This window comes from Acidobacteriota bacterium, from assembly GCA_034211275.1.
GTDB lineage: Bacteria > Acidobacteriota > Thermoanaerobaculia > Multivoradales > JAHZIX01 > JAGQSE01.
Genome location: JAXHTF010000002.1, coordinates 99989 through 117239, shown reverse-complemented (window position 1 = coordinate 117239; position 17251 = coordinate 99989). Strand labels below are relative to the sequence as shown.

The 17251-nt window shown below is 66.7% G+C and carries 12 protein-coding genes; 8 read left to right on the top strand and 4 right to left on the bottom strand.

Features of this window, described 5'->3' with window-relative positions:
• Nucleotides 1–11 precede the first annotated feature (11 nt).
• The gene (locus SX243_01060) at nt 12–3161 is read left to right on the top strand and encodes a CusA/CzcA family heavy metal efflux RND transporter (GenBank protein ID MDY7091539.1); all 3150 of its coding nucleotides are present in this window, start codon (nt 12–14) and stop codon (nt 3159–3161) included.
• A 22-nt stretch (nt 3162–3183) separates the two neighbouring features.
• Nucleotides 3184–3756 carry an outer membrane beta-barrel protein gene (locus SX243_01055; protein MDY7091538.1) on the top strand — a complete coding sequence of 191 codons (573 nt, stop codon included), beginning with the start codon at nt 3184–3186 and terminating at the stop codon, nt 3754–3756.
• 24 nt (nt 3757–3780) lie between these two features.
• On the opposite strand, the gene pckA is transcribed toward SX243_01055, so the two are convergent.
• Complete coding sequence (gene pckA, locus SX243_01050) at nt 3781–5361, bottom strand: phosphoenolpyruvate carboxykinase (ATP) (protein MDY7091537.1); 1581 nt, start codon at nt 5359–5361, stop codon at nt 3781–3783.
• A gap of 163 nt (nt 5362–5524) precedes the next feature.
• The gene (locus SX243_01045; GenBank protein MDY7091536.1) at nt 5525–6310 is read right to left on the bottom strand and encodes a hypothetical protein; all 786 of its coding nucleotides are present in this window, start codon (nt 6308–6310) and stop codon (nt 5525–5527) included.
• Nucleotides 6311–6650: 340 nt separating this feature from the next.
• On the opposite strand from SX243_01045, the gene SX243_01040 reads away from it, so the two are divergent.
• On the top strand, nt 6651–8024 hold the full coding sequence (locus SX243_01040; protein MDY7091535.1) for a tetratricopeptide repeat protein: 1374 nt from the start codon (nt 6651–6653) through the stop codon (nt 8022–8024).
• 697 nt (nt 8025–8721) lie between these two features.
• Nucleotides 8722–9519: a hypothetical protein gene (locus tag SX243_01035; GenBank protein ID MDY7091534.1), complete on the top strand. Its 798-nt coding sequence runs from the start codon at nt 8722–8724 to the stop codon at nt 9517–9519.
• 46 nt (nt 9520–9565) lie between these two features.
• Here the strand turns inward: SX243_01035 and SX243_01030 are convergent, their stop codons facing one another.
• Entirely contained in the window at nt 9566–10633 is a 1068-nt protein-coding gene (locus SX243_01030) for a cysteine synthase family protein (GenBank protein MDY7091533.1), read from the bottom strand.
• Nucleotides 10634–10735: 102 nt separating this feature from the next.
• The gene (locus tag SX243_01025) at nt 10736–11791 is read right to left on the bottom strand and encodes a hypothetical protein (protein MDY7091532.1); all 1056 of its coding nucleotides are present in this window, start codon (nt 11789–11791) and stop codon (nt 10736–10738) included.
• Nucleotides 11792–12127: 336 nt separating this feature from the next.
• Between SX243_01025 and SX243_01020 the strand changes: the two genes are divergently transcribed.
• Genes SX243_01020 through SX243_01005 form a run of 4 tightly spaced genes read left to right on the top strand, consistent with a single transcriptional unit; the run spans nt 12128 to nt 17249 of the window.
• Complete coding sequence (locus SX243_01020; GenBank protein ID MDY7091531.1) at nt 12128–12538, top strand: hypothetical protein; 411 nt, start codon at nt 12128–12130, stop codon at nt 12536–12538.
• A gap of 12 nt (nt 12539–12550) precedes the next feature.
• Nucleotides 12551–14128: a radical SAM protein gene (locus SX243_01015; GenBank protein ID MDY7091530.1), complete on the top strand. Its 1578-nt coding sequence runs from the start codon at nt 12551–12553 to the stop codon at nt 14126–14128.
• Nucleotides 14125–15261 (top strand): beta-N-acetylhexosaminidase, encoded by a 1137-nt coding sequence (nagZ, locus tag SX243_01010; GenBank protein MDY7091529.1) that lies wholly within the window; start codon nt 14125–14127, stop codon nt 15259–15261. Before SX243_01015 ends, nagZ begins: the two co-directional genes overlap by 4 nt.
• A complete protein-coding gene (locus tag SX243_01005) occupies nt 15258–17249 on the top strand; it encodes a M1 family aminopeptidase (protein ID MDY7091528.1) in 1992 nt (663 codons plus the stop codon). The genes nagZ and SX243_01005 overlap by 4 nt, the downstream gene beginning before the upstream one ends.
• Nucleotides 17250–17251: the final 2 nt, after the last annotated feature.

Here is a 17251-nt window from a genome sequence, read left to right as displayed (position 1 = left end):
GGGAGGGCGCCATGATTCAACGCCTCATCGACGCCTCTCTCAACCACCGGCTGGTGGTGGTCGCCCTGTGGACCCTCCTCGTCGCCGCCGGTATCCACTCCGCCCTGCACCTGCCCATCGATGCCCTGCCGGACATCACCAACATCCAGGTCCAGGTGCTCACCGACAGCCCCGGCCTGGCCCCGGAAGAGGTGGAGCAATTCGTCACCTTCCCGGTGGAAACCGCCATGAGCGGCCTGCCCCGGGTGGAGGAGATCCGCTCCCTGAGCAAATTCGGGCTCTCGGTGGTGACGGTGGTCTTCGACGAAGGCACCGACATCTACTGGGCGCGCCAGCAGGTGTCGGAGCGGCTGGCCCAGGCCCGGGAAGCGATCCCCGCAGGTTACGGCGAACCGGCCCTGGCTCCCATCACCACCGGCCTGGGAGAGGTCTACCACTTCGAGGTCGACGGGCAGCCCCGCTGCGCACCGAAGCAGCCGGACACCGAGGACTGTTGGTCGTTGATGGAGCTGCGCTCGATCCTCGACTGGCTGATCATCCCGCAGCTACGCTCGGTTCCCGGGGTGGTGGAGGTGAACGCCTTCGGCGGCGAGGTCAAGACCTTCCAGGCCACCCTCGATGCGGAGCGGCTGATGGCCCGGGGGCTCGGCGTCTCCGACGTGGTGCAGGCCATCCGCAGCAACAACCTCAACGCCGGCGGCGGCTTCGTCGCCTTCGGCGGCGAGCAGTACGTGATCCGCGGAGAGGGGCTGATCCGCACTCTGGAAGACCTAGAGCGGGTGGTGGTGGCGACCCAGGAAACCACCCCGGTCTACCTCCGGGACGTGGCGGACGTGGAGCTGGCGCCGCTGCTGCGCCAGGGCGCCGCCACCCGCGACGGGGACCGGGAAGCGGTGGCGGGCATCGTGCTCATGCTGCTGGGGGAGAACAGCCGCGCCGTCGCCCAGCGGGTCGATGAGCGGGTCGGCGAGATCTCCAGCACCCTGCCCGACGGCGTCGTCATCGACACCTATTACGACCGCTCCGACCTGGTGAACCGCACCCTGGGCACGGTGGCGGGGAACCTGCTCAAGGGTGGGCTGTTGGTGGTGGTGATCCTGCTGCTCTTGATCGGCAGCCTGCGCGCCGGGCTCTTGGTGGCGGCGGTCATCCCGCTGTCGATGCTGGTGACCTTCTCGGCCATGCGCTGGCTGGGCATCCCGGGCAATCTCATGAGCCTCGGGGCCATCGATTTCGGTCTCATCGTCGACGCTGCCGTGGTGGTGGTGGACAGCATCCTACGCGCCTTCCGCAAACGCGCCGGGGAAACCGGCGTGTCCGACCTGGAGAAGGTCCGCACCGCCGTCCACCAGGTGGCCCGGCCGGTGGTCTTCGGCGTCTCCATCATCATCCTGGTGTACATCCCGCTGCTCTCGTTGCGCGGCGTCGAGGGCAAGATGTTCCGGCCCATGGCCCTCACCGTCGGCTTCGCCCTCTTCGCCTCCCTGCTCTGTGCCCTGACCCTGATTCCGGCGGTGGCGAGCTGGCTGCTGCCCCGGGTCCGCTCCAGGGAACCGCTTCTCTACCGCGTTTGCCGGCGCCTCTACCTGCCGCTGCTGGACCGCGCGCTGGCGCACCGGCGCCTGACCGTGGGAGCGGCGGTGCTGCTGTTGGCGGTGGGGCTGGCCATCGCGCCCTTCCTGGGAGCGGAGTTCATTCCCACCCTCGACGAGGGCGCCATCGCCATGCACATCCAGCGGCTGCCCTCCATCTCCCTGGAGCAATCCAACCAGGTGAGCCTGATGGCCGAGAAAACGATCCTCGACGAGTTCTCCAACGAGGTCTCGACGGTGGTCTCGCGCACCGGGCGGCCGGAGGTGGCCCTCGATCCCATGGGGGTCGAGATCGGCGACACCTTCGTCATGCTGCACCCGGAGGAGCGCTGGCGCTTCGCCTCCAAGGAGGCCCTGGTGGAAGCGATCCAGGACGAGCTGCAGGCTCAAGTGCCGGGAGCGAAGTTCGCCTTCACCCAGCCCATCGAGCTACGCTTCGCCGAGCTCATGACCGGCGTGCGCTCCGACGTGGCGGTGCATCTCTACGGTTCCGATTTCGATCTGCTGCGGCAAAAGGCGGAGGAAATCGAGGCCGCGCTGCGCTCGGTGCCCGGAGCGGCGGACGTGGCGGCGGAGCAAATCCAGGGGCTGCCCCGGCTGCGGGTCACCGTGGACCGGGAGGCCATCGCCCGCTACGGCCTGTCGGTGCAGGAGGTCTTCCAGGTGCTGGAGGCCTTGGGAGGCATTCGCGTCGGCACGGTGCTCGAGGGGGCCATGCGATTCCCCGTCCAGGTGCGCTATCCCGAGCGGCTACGCGACGATCCCCAACGCCTGAAGGAGCTGCGCATCGCCGCCGCACCGGCGGAGCCCGGCGGTCCGCCCCGCATGATCCCCCTGGACCAGCTAGCCACCATCCGCGTGGCCGAAGGTCCGGCGCAGATCAACCGGCATCAAGTTTCCCGCCGCATCGGCATCGAAGCCAATGTGCGGGGGCGCGACCTGGCGTCCTTCGTGGCAGAGGCTCAGCGGACGGTGGCGGAGCAGGTGGAGCTGCCCGCCGGCTGGCGCCTGAGCTGGGGTGGGCAATACGAGAATCTCCAGGAAGCCTCTCAGCGCCTGCTGCTCATCGTCCCCGCCGTCCTGCTGTTGATCTTCATCCTGCTCTACAGCGCCTTCGGCTCCGGGCGACTGACCGTGCTGGTCTTCCTCAACGTGCCTCTGGCGCTCTCCGGAGGGCTGCTGGCCCTGGGCCTTCGGGGCTATCCGTTCTCCATCTCCGCGGCAGTGGGCTTCATCGCGGTCTTCGGCATCGCGGTGCTCAACGGCCTGGTGCTGATGGAGCACATCCGGAATCAGCGGCAGACCGGCCTGGGACCTCGTCAGGCCGCTCGGGAAGGGGCCCGACTGCGCTTGCGAGCGGTGCTCATGACCGCCTCCACGGACATCATCGGCTTCCTGCCCATGGCCGTCGCCACCTCGGCGGGGGCCGAGGTCCAGCGCCCCCTGGCCACCGTGGTGGTGGGCGGCCTGATCACCGCGACGCTGCTCACCCTGCTGGTACTGCCGGCGCTCTACGCTCGCACCTCTGATACCCGACCCTCTGATACCGTCGGCACCGTCTCGCCGTGAACCAACCCAAAGGAGTCGACCCTTGACCTATCAGCGCAGCCTCCCCGCCCTCCTCGCAGCCTTCGCCCTCATGTTGTTGGCCCCGATGTCGGCCAGCGCGATGGATCTCTCCGTCCACGGCAGTTATTGGGATACGGATGACTTCGGGGAGTCGGTGGGGGCCGGCGCGCGGCTGACCTTCTTCAGCGCTCTCCAGCTGGAGCTGGGCGTCTCCTACTTCGAAGACTTCGGTGAGGATTTCGACTTCGACCTCGACGATCCGGGCCTCGACACCATCACCCTGGAGATCGAGGCGATCCCGGTGGATATCGGCGCTCGGGTCAATCTCGGCGGCCGCACCGGCATCTACCTCGGCGCCGGCGGCACCCTCTACCTTCTCGACACGCCGGCGGGCAGCGTCGACGACGAGGTCGGATACTACTTCCGCGCCGGGCTGCAGTTCCGCAGCTTCTTCGTCGAGGCGGGGTATCGGGAAGTCGAGGGCACCCTCGACGATCTGGACTTCGACGACATCGACGACCTGGACGATCTCGACATCGGCGACTCCAACTTCGACCTCACCGGCTTCTTCATCAACGCCGGCTGGCGCTTCTGACCCGGGTCAGCCGCGAACGCGAGCTCAGGGGCCGGCGGCCTTGATCTCTTCGCTGGCCTCGTCGGCGTACTTTTCGAAATTCTTCCGGAACAGCCCGGCGAGCTTCTCCGCCTGGGCGTCGTAGGCGGCGCCGTCGGCCCAGGTCTGCTTGGGCTTGAGGATCTCCGCCGGCACTCCCAGGCACTTCGTCGGCACCTCGATCCCGAAGACCGGATCCCGCTCCGTCGGCGCCTGGTCGAGGGTGCCGTCGTGGATGCCGTCGATGATGGCGCGGGTGTGGGGCAGGGAGATGCGGTGACCGACGCCGTAGGGACCGCCGGTCCAGCCGGTGTTGACCAGCCAGGTCTGGGCTCCGTGGGCACGGAGCTTTTCCGCCAACAGCTCAGCGTAACGCGTCGGGTGCCAGACGAGAAACGGAGCCCCGAAGCAGGCGGAGAAGGTGGCCTGGGGCTCGGTGACCCCGACCTCGGTACCGGCGATCTTGGCAGTGTAGCCGCTGATGAAATGGTACATGGCCTGAGCCGGGGTCAGCTTGCTCACCGGCGGCAACACCCCGAAAGCGTCGGCGGTGAGGAAGATGACGTTCTTGGGATGCCCCGCCACGCAGGGAATCTTGGCGTTGGGGATGAACTCGATGGGATAACTGCAGCGGGTGTTGACGGTGATGGAGGTGTCGGAGTAGTCCACCTCCCGGGTGTCCGGGTCGTAGACCACGTTCTCCAGCACCGAGCCGAAGCGAATGGCGTTGAAGATCTCCGGCTCCTTCTCCGCCGACAGGTCGATGGCCTTGGCGTAACAACCGCCCTCGATGTTGAACACACCATCGTCGCTCCAACAATGCTCGTCGTCGCCGATGAGACGCCGCCGGGCGTCGGCGCTGAGAGAGGTCTTGCCGGTGCCGGAGAGGCCGAAGAAGACGGAGACATCTCCCTCCATGCCCTCGTTGGCGGAGCAGTGCATGCTGAAGATGTTCTGCTTCGGCATCAAGTAGTGCATGACGGTGAAGATGCCCTTCTTCATCTCACCGGCGTACTCGGTGCCCAGGATGACGAATTTGCGCTGCCCCAAATGCAAGCTGACGCTGGTCTTGGAGGTCATGCCGGTGGTGTAGCGGTTGGCGGGGAAGCCGCCACCGTTGAACACCACATAGTCGGGCTCGCCAAAATCCTTCAGCTCCGCCATCGTCGGGCGGATCAACATGTTGAACATGAACAGGGCGTGGTAGGCCCGGGAAGTGATGATCCGCACCTTGATGCGGTACTTCTCGTCCCAGCCGGCGAAGCCGTCGATGACGTAGAGGCGAGGGCGAGTGTTGAGGTAGTCGGTGGCCCGTTCGAGGTTGATCTCGAAGGTGTGGTCGTCGATGGGCGTGTTCACCGGCCCCCACCAGACGTCGTCCTTGCTGCCCGGATCTTCGACGATGCGCTTGTCGTCGGGACTGCGACCGGTCTTGTCGCCACTGTAGGCGATGAGGGCGCCGGAGGAGGCGATGGCGGTACCGGCTTCCTCGCTCAGACCGTGTTCGTAGAGCAGCGCCGGCGGCGGGTTGCGGACTATGGAGTCAACATGAATGCCGTAGGCGGTCAGATCGAACAGCTCGCTCATCGTCTACCTCTTGAACGTTGCGGATTGTTTGGGTGCGGAGAGCGCACTCCGAGCACCCGCCGAGGCTAGCACGATGAGACGTCTAGGTCAGCTGCTTGGACTGATGCTTCGGCCGGAAGGACAGAGCCTCCCGGTGGTTCCCGAACCCGGAGGAAGATGAGCTTCAGGACTCGGCGCTATGCACCGAAACCAGCGCCGGCTGTGCGTCCGAATCATCGACGCTGACCGCACCACCGGGGCTGCACAGGGCGCGCAGGAAGCTCTGGGCGACCCCCTCGAGACGCTGGACCAAAGTCCGCAGCGCCGTAGCCAACGGACCGTCGGCGAGGGCAGCGGTCTGGGCGGTGAACTCGGACAGGGACAACAGATCCCGCGCCGCCGCCCGCACTTCACGGCGGGTGGAGGACTCGGGCAGTTGGACTTCGCCGCCCTGAGACTCGCGGGCATACGCGTAGACCAGCCCACCGAGGTCGCGCAGCGCCTGGGCGTCGGCGGAGCCCCCGAGGGGCCAGAGAGCGGTCTCCCGGAACCCGAAGGCGTCCTCCCAGGTGGCGGCGTCGAGCTCCACCGAGGCTCCGCCACGGACTTTGGGGAAGATCTCTTCCGCCCACAGCATCAGCCGCATGCCATCCCGACCGGCCTTCTTGGCCAGCTCCCAATCCGACGGATTGAGCGTGCTGCGACCGCGCACGTCGACGTTGTCCTGGAGAAAGGCGGCAAGAAACTCGAGGTCACCGAGGATGGCACTGACCCGGGCACGCAACGCCTCGCCCTCAGACAGAGGGTCGGCACGGCGCAGAAGATCTTCGAGAAAGCGGCCGGCACGGCGAAGCATCGCCTCTTCGGCCGGAGCGAGGAACCACTCCAACAGCACTTCACGAAAGGCACCGGCTCCATGGACGGAAGGGGCAGGGGAAATCGAAGGGGACTGGGGTTCGACAGCGTTCATGGGCGGGTCTCCTCAAAAGTTGCACCGCATCAACAAAACATAGTGGGGCCTGGTGGCAACCGAGGCGGCGAATTCGCTCCGGCGGGCCCGCTGGAATCACCAAGCTGGCTCCTGGGGCAGTTGCCGCCGGATCCTCGACCAGGAACGCCGCACGCCAGCGGTGGATGCATCCTCGGAACCGAAGACCGGCCTGACCCTCTGAACGGAAAGCGACCCCGTGCTCGCATCGCAAAGCCCGGGAGCTTCGAGCCGGCAGCCAGCGGTACCGGCCCTTTAGTCACGCTTCTCAGCACTCGACCCTATTCAAGAAGTTTCGATATCGAGCAGTTTCCCTGTAGACTTGGAGCCATTCAAGAAGTCAACGCCTGCGGGAGGCCAAGTTTTGGAAAAATTCCAGAAGTCGACCTCGGCATTGCTGGTCGATGCCCTCGATCGAGAAATCCGGAGCCGGGGATATGGCTCCATCTCGAAGCTGGAGCGCGCTCTCGGCGAACAGACCGGCTGGTGGCATTACCGCCGGCAGAACGGTGATCTGCGCCTCCAGGATCTGCTCGCAGTGCTCGACCACCTCGGCCTGCACCCCATCTCCTTCCTGCGCCGTCACCTGGCCACCGGCGAGGGACTAGACCTCGACCGCCCCTGCGGCGAGCCGCCGCCGATCGTGGAAAAAGCCTGGGACCGAGTGATTCAGGAGCAGGAGGCCCCCGGGGTGGGGGAAGACTTCTTGGAGGCGTTGGATCGACGAAGAGACCATGACCCTGAGACGGCCCTCAAGTTAGCCGAGGCTTCTATCCCTCTAGTAGAGCTCCAGCGGGTGCCGCAGCTTCTGGGCATCGCGGGCTCCGCCCAGCGCCTGCTGCTCCTCCTCGACGAGGCGGAGCATACCCTTCACGCAGCCGTACAGATGGCCTACCAGCACGGAGATCTAGCTTGTTTTGGCAACCTTCTCCGCCGATTCAGCTATGTGGCGCTAGACCGTGGCCATAGATCCACAGCCTTGACTCTGGCCGAGCGAGCCTCGATTCACCTCCTGCGAGCAGGGGATTTCGAAGGCATCGCCAAAGTAGCCGTGGAGCAAGGACTTTGCTTGAGCTATCTAGATCGCGATGACGAGGCTCTACAGTGCTTCCAAACCGCCCTCGCTAAACTTCCGGAGAATGCTTTTCGGTATCGTTGCGCAGCTCTACAGAACATGGCGCGGGTTTATGAGAACAAGCGCCAGCTGGAGAGTGCTCTGCAATGCTTGGCCGAAGCTGAGAAGCTCTCGGAAGCGATGGGCGCTAGGCACCGCGCCAAGCTTGTCTGGTTGCGCGCTAGCTTGCTGATCAAGCTAGACATGCCCGAGGTCGCGGCGGAATTGCTGTGGGAAGTTGTGAGCACCATGAGATCGTGCCACCTCGGTGAGGCAGCTCTCGCTACCTGCGACCTGGTACACGTGCAGCTTCAACTCGGCAACCCCAGGGAGGCCTACCTAACCGCCACCTCTATGCGCGCCCTGGTCGAACCACTACACAACAGCAAGGTCATCACTGCCGCGCTAGCTGAGTTGCTGCGCGCCGGCCAGGAAGGCCTGACCCTTGCTCTCGTTGAACGCATCAAGCGCCAAATCGAGAGCGAGCGGCGACAGGGAAAGATCTGGCTTTCTCTAAGCCAGAGCGTAGAGCCCGCATCTACCAGCGACAGGTCATACCTAGAGGGACTCGCAGAAGCCTAGCCGCCTCCAGGAAGCTCGCTTCTTGGCCTCCGGCCTTGCAGCTCAAAAGGCTGATGCGGGCCGCAGTCGTGAGGTCTGCGGTCCGCATCAGCCTGCACTTTCATTCCGTTAGGCGTCTGGGTCGATTCCGGGGCCCATCTCTACCACCGGCCCCATCCAATCTTGCCCTTGCATCAAAGCCTGAACCGAGGAGGACTGCTCCTCGCTAGCCTGGCTCAAGGGGGCCAAGCCCAGAATCAGTGCAAGTACGATCACCAAGAAGAATGCACGCATCGCTCCTCCAACCGCAGGGCTCCCCAACCAAGCAACATTGCCGGTCATGTCCCCGCTGCTCATACGCTATGCGCCAAAGAGCGAGATGCCAAACTCTAAATCTTCGGATAAGCCGAACTGACGCATAGCATTGCTTTTCTATGGCAGCCTTAGGCCTTATCTCTAGCAGGTAACGAGCCATCCAGCCGCCGCTAAAACAGTCTTCACCCATCAAGTCGCTTTTCTTCAAGGACATGCAGCGATTGCCATCCGCCTCCCAAAGAAACCTTTCCGGAGAGACCAAATTTCACATGTCTAGAAGAAAGCAACAACACTAAGAGGGTGTATCGAAGTCCACCACCCGAGACACCCGAGCGAGGATTGGGAGGAATCACGCTCGAACGAACGCATTTTTCTTCTCACCCTCCAACCGAGGAAATCTTCCGTGACCAGGATCCGCCGGAGCTTTGAGCGATATATCGGTATCGATTATTCCGGCGCCGCCACGCCAGAGAAGGGGCTGCCGGGGCTGCGGGCCTATCGGGCGGACGGCGCCGAGCCGCCGCGGGAGATCTCACCCACCACAGGACGCTCGAAGTATTGGTCTCGGCGAGGCCTTGCCCACTGGCTAGCGGAGATCCTGGAGGAGGGCGGCGGGGCTACCCTGGTGGGCATCGATCATGGATTCTCCTTCCCCCTGCCCTACTTCGAGCTCCATGGAGTGGAGCCGGATTGGGACGCCTTCCTCGCCGACTTCTCCCGTCACTGGCCCACCGGCGGCGACGGGGTTTGGGTCGACGACGTGCGCCAGGCCCGGGTCGGTGACGGCACGAGCCGGAGCGGCGATGCGCGCTGGCGGAGGCTGTGCGAGCGCCGAGCCGGCGGCGCCAAATCGGTGTTCCACTTCGACGTCCAGGGCTCGGTGGCAAAGTCCACCCACAGCGGGCTGCCCTGGCTCTTGCTCCTGCGCCGGCGCCTCGGCGCGAAGCTGCACTTCTGGCCCTTCGACGGCTGGCAGATCCCCGACGGCCGCTCCGCGATTGCCGAGGTCTACCCATCTCTGTGGAGCAGCGGTTTCCCGCGGGAGAACCGCACCGGCGACCAGCACGACGCCTACAGCGCCGCTGCCTGGATGCAGCAGGCGGATCGCTGCGGCCGGCTGGGACAGTTTCTCCACCCGGATCTCACCCCCGAAGGCCACGCGCTGGCATCGGTGGAAGGCTGGATTCTCGGGGTTCGGTGATTCTTCGTCGAGCAGGCAAAGCGGCGGGCCGGCTCGGGTATTGAGGCTATCCGTCGTCGAGCAAACCCTGAGCGCGCATCCACTCATCGTTGTAGATGGTGCTGAGGTAGCGGCCGCCGGAGTCCGGAAAGAGGGTGGCGATGCGCGCCGGGCGGCCCAGGGAGCCGTCCAGCTGCCGGGCGACCTGACTCACGCCCCATAGGGCTCCGCCGCTGGAACCGCCGGCGAAGACCGCCTCGCGCTTCGCCAAGCGCCGCGCCCAATGAAAGGCCTGGCGGTCGGTGACCTGGACCATGTCGTCGAGGAGCTCGAACTCCGGGCAGTTGATGATCTCCTCGTCCCCCAGACCTTCCACCCGATAGGGGGCAGGCTCTACCATCCGGCGGGAGCGGAAGTATTCAGTGAACACCGAGCCGGCGATATCCACCGCCACCACGCGGATCGCGGGATCCTGCTCTTTGAGGTAGCGGGCGACGCCGGAGACCGTGCCGCCGGTGCCGATGCCGGCGACGAAATAGTCGATGCGTCCGTCCATCTGGCGCCAGATCTCCGGACCGGTAGTCAGATAGTGGGCGCGGTTGTTGGCACGGTTGTTGTGCTGGTCCGGATAGTAGGCCCCGGGGGTCTGCTCCACCACCTGCAGAGCCTTGCGGTTGTAGCTCTCCGGGTCCTCCGGCGGCAGGGTGCCGTCCACCAGCACTAGCTCCACTCCAAGAGCTCGCAAACAGTCGAGCTTCTCCTTCGAGGTCTGGCGCCGCACCACCAGCTTGGTCTTGAGGCCATATTGAGCCGCCATCATTGCCAGCCCCATGGCGGTGCTGCCGGAAGAAGACTCGACGATGGTGCCGCCCTCGCGCAGCTGCCCGCTTTCCAGCGCCTCCAGGATCATGAAGCGGGCGATGCGGTCCTTGACGCTGCCCATGGGATTCATGAACTCGAGCTTGGCCCACACCTCGCAGCGATCCTCGCCGCAGCCTTCGTGGCCTTCCAGCGCGCGGCGCATCTGCACCAGAGGAGTCCAGCCCACGGCGTCGGAGAGACGGGCGTGAACCCGCAGATCCGGTCCCGTTGTGGGGCGGCGGTGAGCGAGCACAGGGGCGCGGAGGTCTTGCATGCCAGGGATTCTAGCGCCCTCGGCACCGCCGGGGGTGACCTCACCGAGGCCCGATGAAGGCAAAACCGTGGCAGGGATCCCGCCGCCGGCGGGGAGCCAGCGCTATTTCGCTTCCCTCATCGCCGCGTAAAGCTCTCGGCAGCGGGCCACCATGGCCCGGCGGTTGTGATGCCCGAGGGCCCGCCGACGACGAGCTTGGATCACCTCCGGGGACGGCCGCGGTAGCGCTTCCAAGACATCGACTACCGCTGCCGCCATGGCAGTCGGATCAGCAGCGATCTCCCAAGCCGGCAAAGCTCCACAGCTCTCCTCACCAAAGACCTCGTCGAGCTCGCCGCCGGCCACGGCGATCACCGGCACCGCACAGGCGAGGGCACGCAGGGGCCAGAGTGCTTCGATACCGCCGGCTTCGGAGGCCGGGTGGAGCAGGGCACGGGCGTAGGGTAGAAGGTCCTCGGCGCCGCCTTGGGCCGGGCTCCACAGCTCCATACCGACCTCTTCCGCCACCGCCGTCGCCAGCTTGCGGCCCTGGCCACCGCCGGCCCCGGACCAAGCGAGGAAATCCCCCCGCGGCTCGGCCACCGGCCGATAGCGCACCAGATCCACACCCAGAGTGACCGCCACCGGTGCTTCTTCGATCGCCTCTCGGGACCTCCCACCGGCTGTGGACCACTCCACCACCAACCCACTTTGGGGCGCAGCGGTGAAGCGCAGCCGGCGCAGCAGAGGAGGAGCCACCAGCCGCGGCGGCAGCAGCGCTGCCGGGTGGTCGGCGGCAACCAACGGCGAGTGCAGCACCGGCGTACCGGCGGCGGCCACCAGCTGCAGGGGGGTCACCACCGGCGCCAGGCAATGCACCAGGTCGTAGCCGCGGGTCATTCCCGACAGCACCAGCTGACAGAAGAGAGCGTCGAGCCGCCGACCGGAAGCCTCCAGGCTTCCCCCGCCGGGAAGCTCCTCCGGATCCAGCGAGACCAGCGGCAACTCGACCTGTGATCCCCGGCCGGCGAAGAGATCCACTGCCAGATCCTCGTTGGCAGCGCAGTGCTCGGCCAACCCCTGCGCCAACTCGTAGCCCAGCACTGCCGCCGGACCCGATACCGAGGGCTCCAGCGGCGTGCCGGGATCGATCCACAAAGCCACACGCAAAGCGCTCATGGGGTCTCCCTCGCGGTTGACTCTCGCAGTCTCAGAGGCATACACTGATTATGAAGAATATTTTTGATCAACGACTTCCCGCGTTGAAGTTTCTCATCATTGCCAGCATTCCGGGGTACCAATCCCAACCGTCTCCGGGAAGCCATGATCAGAGATTCGAGCGACGCTGTCCCCCCGGTCTCATGTCCGAGAACCGACGCAGGGCGGATGGCTAGATTCAGCCGAGGCGTCGAGCTCGACCGCCGCACTGGCGCAATCCGGCGGCAGCTCAGCCATCGGCTCCGCACCTCCCCGGGCGGATGATCGCGGGGCTCACAGCCCTGCCGGAGGGTGGTTATGGCCAAATGTGATTTCAAGTTCTCCCTCGTCCAGTCGGTGATCAATCCTGCCGACTGGAAGCTCGACATGGTTTCCCTGAGCGCCGACGGCGTACTCAACAACCTGGGTACGGTCTCCGCACAGATGCCTCGGGGCCAGATGCGGGTCGCATCCGACAAGTGCGACTGGTCGGTGAACCTGCTCCAGAACCGAGTCGGCAAGTTCCGCCAGCCGGGTGTCAACGCGACGCTTTCCGCTTCGAAGTGCGATTTCCGCATCAACCTCGAGTTCGGTCTCCAGGAAGGCCGCCAGTTCCGGCTGGGCGCGGTGTCCTCGTCGAAGTGTGATTTCCGCATCGAGCGCTTCCAGACTTACGATCCGCGAGAGCGTTCCTGGACGGAGAGCAAGCTCCCCGAGAGCAGCGACTAGCCGCCCCGGCCGATGCAATCCGAAGCCGCCACCGGTGCTTCCGAGCACCGGCTCCCGGCACCGGTGGATCTGCTGGTACCGGAACGGGGGCTCCGGCTACGACATCTCCCCGGCCAGGTCTGCCTGGCCAGCCGCCGAGCCTTCGCCCCGGCGGTCAGCCCGGACGAAGGTCTCCTCGAGGACATCGCCCGCTGTCTGGCGGGAGACCCATCCCACTTCCTCGTCGCCCGCCTGCGCCCCACCGGCGGCGAGGCTCCGCCCTGCGCCGGCTGCAGCACACCGACCATAGCCCTCTCCGTCGACGCCGCCCTGGGGGAGGCCAGCGGGCTGGTGGTGGAGGGGCTCAGCGCCCGCTGGTGCCGAAGCTGCGGTGAGTTGCTGCTACCCGATGCGGTAGAGCAGCTGCGCCCACGCCTCGAGGGCTTTGAGGGGGCTGCCGGCGGCGAAGCGGTACCGAGCCTGATCTACGAGACTCCCGGCCATCCGCGCTCGGTGCAGCTGGAAGTCTCCACCCGCTGCAATCTCACCTGCTCCTACTGCTCCCATCGCCATCTGGAAAGCAAGCGCTTCCAACCCTTCGAAGAGTTCCTCCGCCATCTCGACGGCATCGATTTCCACCGGGTGCGCAACGTCGACTTCACCGGCCTCGGCGAACCGGTGCTCCACCCTCGCCTGCCGGACATGGTGCGCGAGGTACGCCGCCGCGCTCCCCGAGCCGAGGTGCGGGTGGTGACCAACGGCACCGTCTTCGACGCCCGCCGCTTCGAACCCCTGTGCGCGGCGGGCATCACCTCCATCGCCTTCTCTCTCGACTCCTTGGATCCCCAACGCTTCGCCCACCAGCGCGGCGGTACGGCCCTCCAGCCGGTGCTCGACAATCTCGAAGCGCTGGTGGAGCATCGGCGGCGGCAGAACCTCGACCATCTGCGCATCAAGATCAAAGCGGTGCTGGTGGACGATCCCTACGCCGACGCCGAAGCGCTTCTCTCCTACTCCGCCCATCTGGGGCTGCGCATGCCCCACTTCTCGTGCATCGACCCGCGCTCCACCGCGCAGGAGAGCTACGACGAAACCTGGCTGGAGGAGGGCTGGGACGGCGGCGACGAGGCTTTCCTGCGCTGGAGCGAGGACCGCTGGCGCCAGCTCACCGGCGAGGCGCCAATCCCAGCATCCCCGGTGCTCTCACCGGAGCACGACGAGATCCTGCACCCCGCCATCGGTCCGCCGCCGGAGCTCTGCCGGTGGGCGGTGGACGCCGCCTACTTGACCATCGACGGCTCCTCCCTGACCTGCTGCGAAGCGATGATCGACCTGCCCCGGCGCCCCCTGGCGCAACTCGACGGCAGCTCCCTGGCGGAGCTTTGGATCGGCGATTTGCTGTGGGGGTACCGCCTGCCCCTGGCGCTGGGCTGGCTGCCCCCGGGCTGCGTCGGCTGCCCTCAGGCACCGGCCCACGGCCGGCCCTTGACGGAGCCGGGCGAGCCTCTGCCCACCACCGGAGCTGCATCGCTGCTGCAAATCGGAAGCGCGAGCCGACCCCGCCAGGACACCCCGCCGCTGGACGGGAATCCAGGGAAACCCGGTCGGTGAACCCGGCACACCAGGACGCGCCGCCGCCGGAGAGCTCTCGCGGGGGCGCTGGCGGGAGTCCTGCGCCGGAAGAGGTGCTCGACACCTTCGGCCAGCTCTTCCTCCTGGCCTTCGACGGCACCCGGCTGGGGGAGGACGTGGCGGAGTTCTTCCGCACCTTCCGCATCGGCGGCGTGGTCCTCTTCACCGACAACTTTCGCCATCCGGAGCAGCTGGGCCAGCTCACCGCCGAGCTCCAGCACCGCTGCGCCCGGCCCGGCGAGCCCCTGTTGGTGGCTACCGATCACGAAGGGGGCCGAGTGCAGCGCTTTCGCACCGGGTTCACTCGCCTCCCGCCCATGGCCGAGCTCGGCACCGGCGAACCCGCTGCAACCGAGGAGCTGCTGGCCCAAGCGGGAGCGGAGCTCGCCGGCGCCGGAGTCCACCTCTGCCTCGCCCCGGTGGCGGATCTGGCCGCCGCCACCAGCGCCGGCGCGGTGGGAGACCGCTCCTTCGGCCTCGATCCTCGGCGCACCGCCGAGCACGTCGCGGCGGCGGTGCGGGGACTGCGCCGAGGCGGGGTCTTGAGCTGCGTCAAACACTTTCCGGGCCACGGCGCCACCGAGGTCGACAGCCATCGGGATCTGCCGGTAGTGTCCGCGTCCCGCAGCGTGATGGAGGAGCGGGAGCTGATCCCCTTCCGCGCCGCCCTGGCGGCTGATGTCGACGCGGTGATGACCGCTCACGTACGCTATCCCCAGGCCGGCGCCGACGGCGAAGCCCCTGGGGAAGATCCGCCCGCTAGCCTCTCGCCCTTCTGGCAGCGGCAGGTCTTGCGTCAGGAGCTCGGCTACGAGGGCCCCATCGTCGCCGACGCGCTGGAAATGAAGGCCCTGCGGCGGTACTGGACGCCGGCGGAATGCGGCGCCCTGGCTTTCGCCGCCGGCAGTGATCTGCTGATCTACTACAAGGAGGCGCATCAATTCAGCGCCGTTTATCGCCTCCATCGGGCGCTGGAACAGGGCCGGCTGAGCCCCACCCGGGTCGCCGAGGCCCTGGGCCGCGTCCGCCGCCTCAAGGGCCGCCTGCTGAAAATGCACCCCGAGCTGGCCACGACACCACCCCTACAGACCATGAAGAAGAACGCCTCATGAAGCCCCGCCCTCGAGGGCTCACCGGGCTCCTGGCCGGCACCGGGCTCCTGGCCGGCATTGGGCTCCTGGCCGGCATTGGGCTCCTGGCCGGCACCCTCCTCCTCGCCCTCACCATCAGCGGGGCCGCAAGGCCGGCGGCGCCCCAGCCGCCCACCGAAGCTGGAACAGTGGCACCAGGAGGGAACGAAAAGCCACGAGCCGAAGCCGCGGGCTTCGACGTCCTGCACTACGAGGCCATCCTCGATCTCGACTTCCTCCAACCCGCAGTGCTGGGGGACGTCACGGTGGAGTTGCGCTCCTTGGTCGATGAGCTGGCGACCATCCGGCTGGCCTCGGAGGGGCTGATCATCGAGGAAGTCCGGAGCGGCGGATCTCCGGTGCCGTTCCGGGTGGAGGAAGCCGAAGCGGCCCTCTTCCTCGATCTTTCCCCCGAACCCAGAACGAAGGGCCCCATGGCCAAGGAAGAAGTGCGACGCTTCCGGATCCGCTACCGATCCGATGCGAAGCGAGGCCTGCGCTTCGACCACGACCAGGTCTTCACCGCCTTCCACACCGCGGGCTGGATGCCCTGCCACGATCATCCCGGCGACCGCGCCACCCTCGACCTTTCCCTCACCGCCCCCGCCACCCTGCACGTCGAAGCCACCGGCCGAAGGATCGAAAGCGCCGACGCTGCCGACCAGCCCACCGGAGACCTCCAGCATCACCATCGATATCGCCTGGAGACCCCGCGGCCCGCCTACCTCTATGGTTTTCTGGCGGCGCCCCTCGAGGCAGTCGCCGAGGTAGCCCAAGGAGCCTTCGGCGAAAAGGTCACCCTGAACTATGTCGGCCGGGACTTCAACGGCGCCGAGCTGCGGCGCATCTTCGCCGACACGCCCCGCATGCTGCGCTTCTTCGGCCAGCGAGCGGGGCTGCCCTACGAGGGCAGCTCCTACACCCAGGCGTTGCTCCACGAAGCGCCGCCGCAGGAGATGGCCGGGCTCTCCCTGTTCAGCACTCGCTATGGCAAGGCGTTGCTCGCCGACCCGCAGGAGGATTACCTCCTCGCCCACGAGCTGGCTCATCATTGGTGGGGCAACCGCGTCACCGGCGCCACCTGGTCGGAGTTCTGGCTTCATGAAGGCCTGGTGTCGTTCATGGTGGCGGCCTACAAGGAGGACCGTTGGGGCCGCGCCGCCTACGACCGCGAGCGGGTTCTGGCCCGGCTGCGCTATTTGCGCGCTCTCGCCGAGGAGCCTCCGCGGCCGCTGGTGCACCACGGTTGGGACCGCCCCGAGGAGATGAGCGGAGGCCTGACCTACAGCCGCGGTCTGCTGGTGCTCCATCTGCTGCGTCAGGAGGTCGGAGACGAGGTTTTCTGGAAGGGCCTCCAACGCTTCACCGTCGCCGGTGCGAAAGCCGGCGCGGTGACCAGCCGAGACCTCCAGCGAGCCATCGAGGCGGCGGGCGGTGGAGACCTCCAATCCTTTTTCGACGCCTGGGTCTACGGCGGCGACATGCCGCGGGTGCTGGCCCGCCATAGCTTGGTGGAGGGCGCCGTGGAGGGCGCCGTGGAGGACGCCGTGGAGATCGACCTGGAGCAGCAGACCCGGCAGCCCTGGCCCCTGCCCCTGGAGGTGACGGTGGTGACCTCCGAAGGGCGGCAGAGCCGGCGAATCCTCTTCGACCAGCGGCGGCAAACCCTCCGCTGGCCCGTGAAAGGGCACGTGGAAGGAAAAGTCCTGTCCGTGCTGGTGGACGCCGGCGGCCACCTACCGAGGCCCGTCGAGCACTACCGTCCGCCGGCCATGTTGAGCCATCAGGTGGCGGAAGGTCCAAGCTTGGTAGACCGGGCGCAGGCTCTGATGGCGCTGGGAGAAGCCTGCGAAGAAGCCGCCCAGGAGGCCCCCTGCACAGACCTCGGCGGCTATTACTCCCGCCTCGAGGAGCAGGCGCCGGAGGCTTTGATCCGCCGGCTGGCGGCGCGGGAACGGCAGCGACGATGAGC

Coding starts and splice junctions, on each gene's coding strand:
- SX243_01060 (MDY7091539.1), top strand. CDS start 12: ATGATTCAACGCCTCATCGACGCCTCTCTCAACCACCGGCTGGTGGTG.
- pckA (MDY7091537.1), bottom strand. CDS start 5,361: ATGAGCGAGCTGTTCGATCTGACCGCCTACGGCATTCATGTTGACTCC.
- SX243_01045 (MDY7091536.1), bottom strand. CDS start 6,310: ATGAACGCTGTCGAACCCCAGTCCCCTTCGATTTCCCCTGCCCCTTCC.
- SX243_01030 (MDY7091533.1), bottom strand. CDS start 10,633: ATGCAAGACCTCCGCGCCCCTGTGCTCGCTCACCGCCGCCCCACAACG.
- SX243_01025 (MDY7091532.1), bottom strand. CDS start 11,791: ATGAGCGCTTTGCGTGTGGCTTTGTGGATCGATCCCGGCACGCCGCTG.
- SX243_01020 (MDY7091531.1), top strand. CDS start 12,128: ATGGCCAAATGTGATTTCAAGTTCTCCCTCGTCCAGTCGGTGATCAAT.
- SX243_01015 (MDY7091530.1), top strand. CDS start 12,551: ATGCAATCCGAAGCCGCCACCGGTGCTTCCGAGCACCGGCTCCCGGCA.
- SX243_01005 (MDY7091528.1), top strand. CDS start 15,258: ATGAAGCCCCGCCCTCGAGGGCTCACCGGGCTCCTGGCCGGCACCGGG.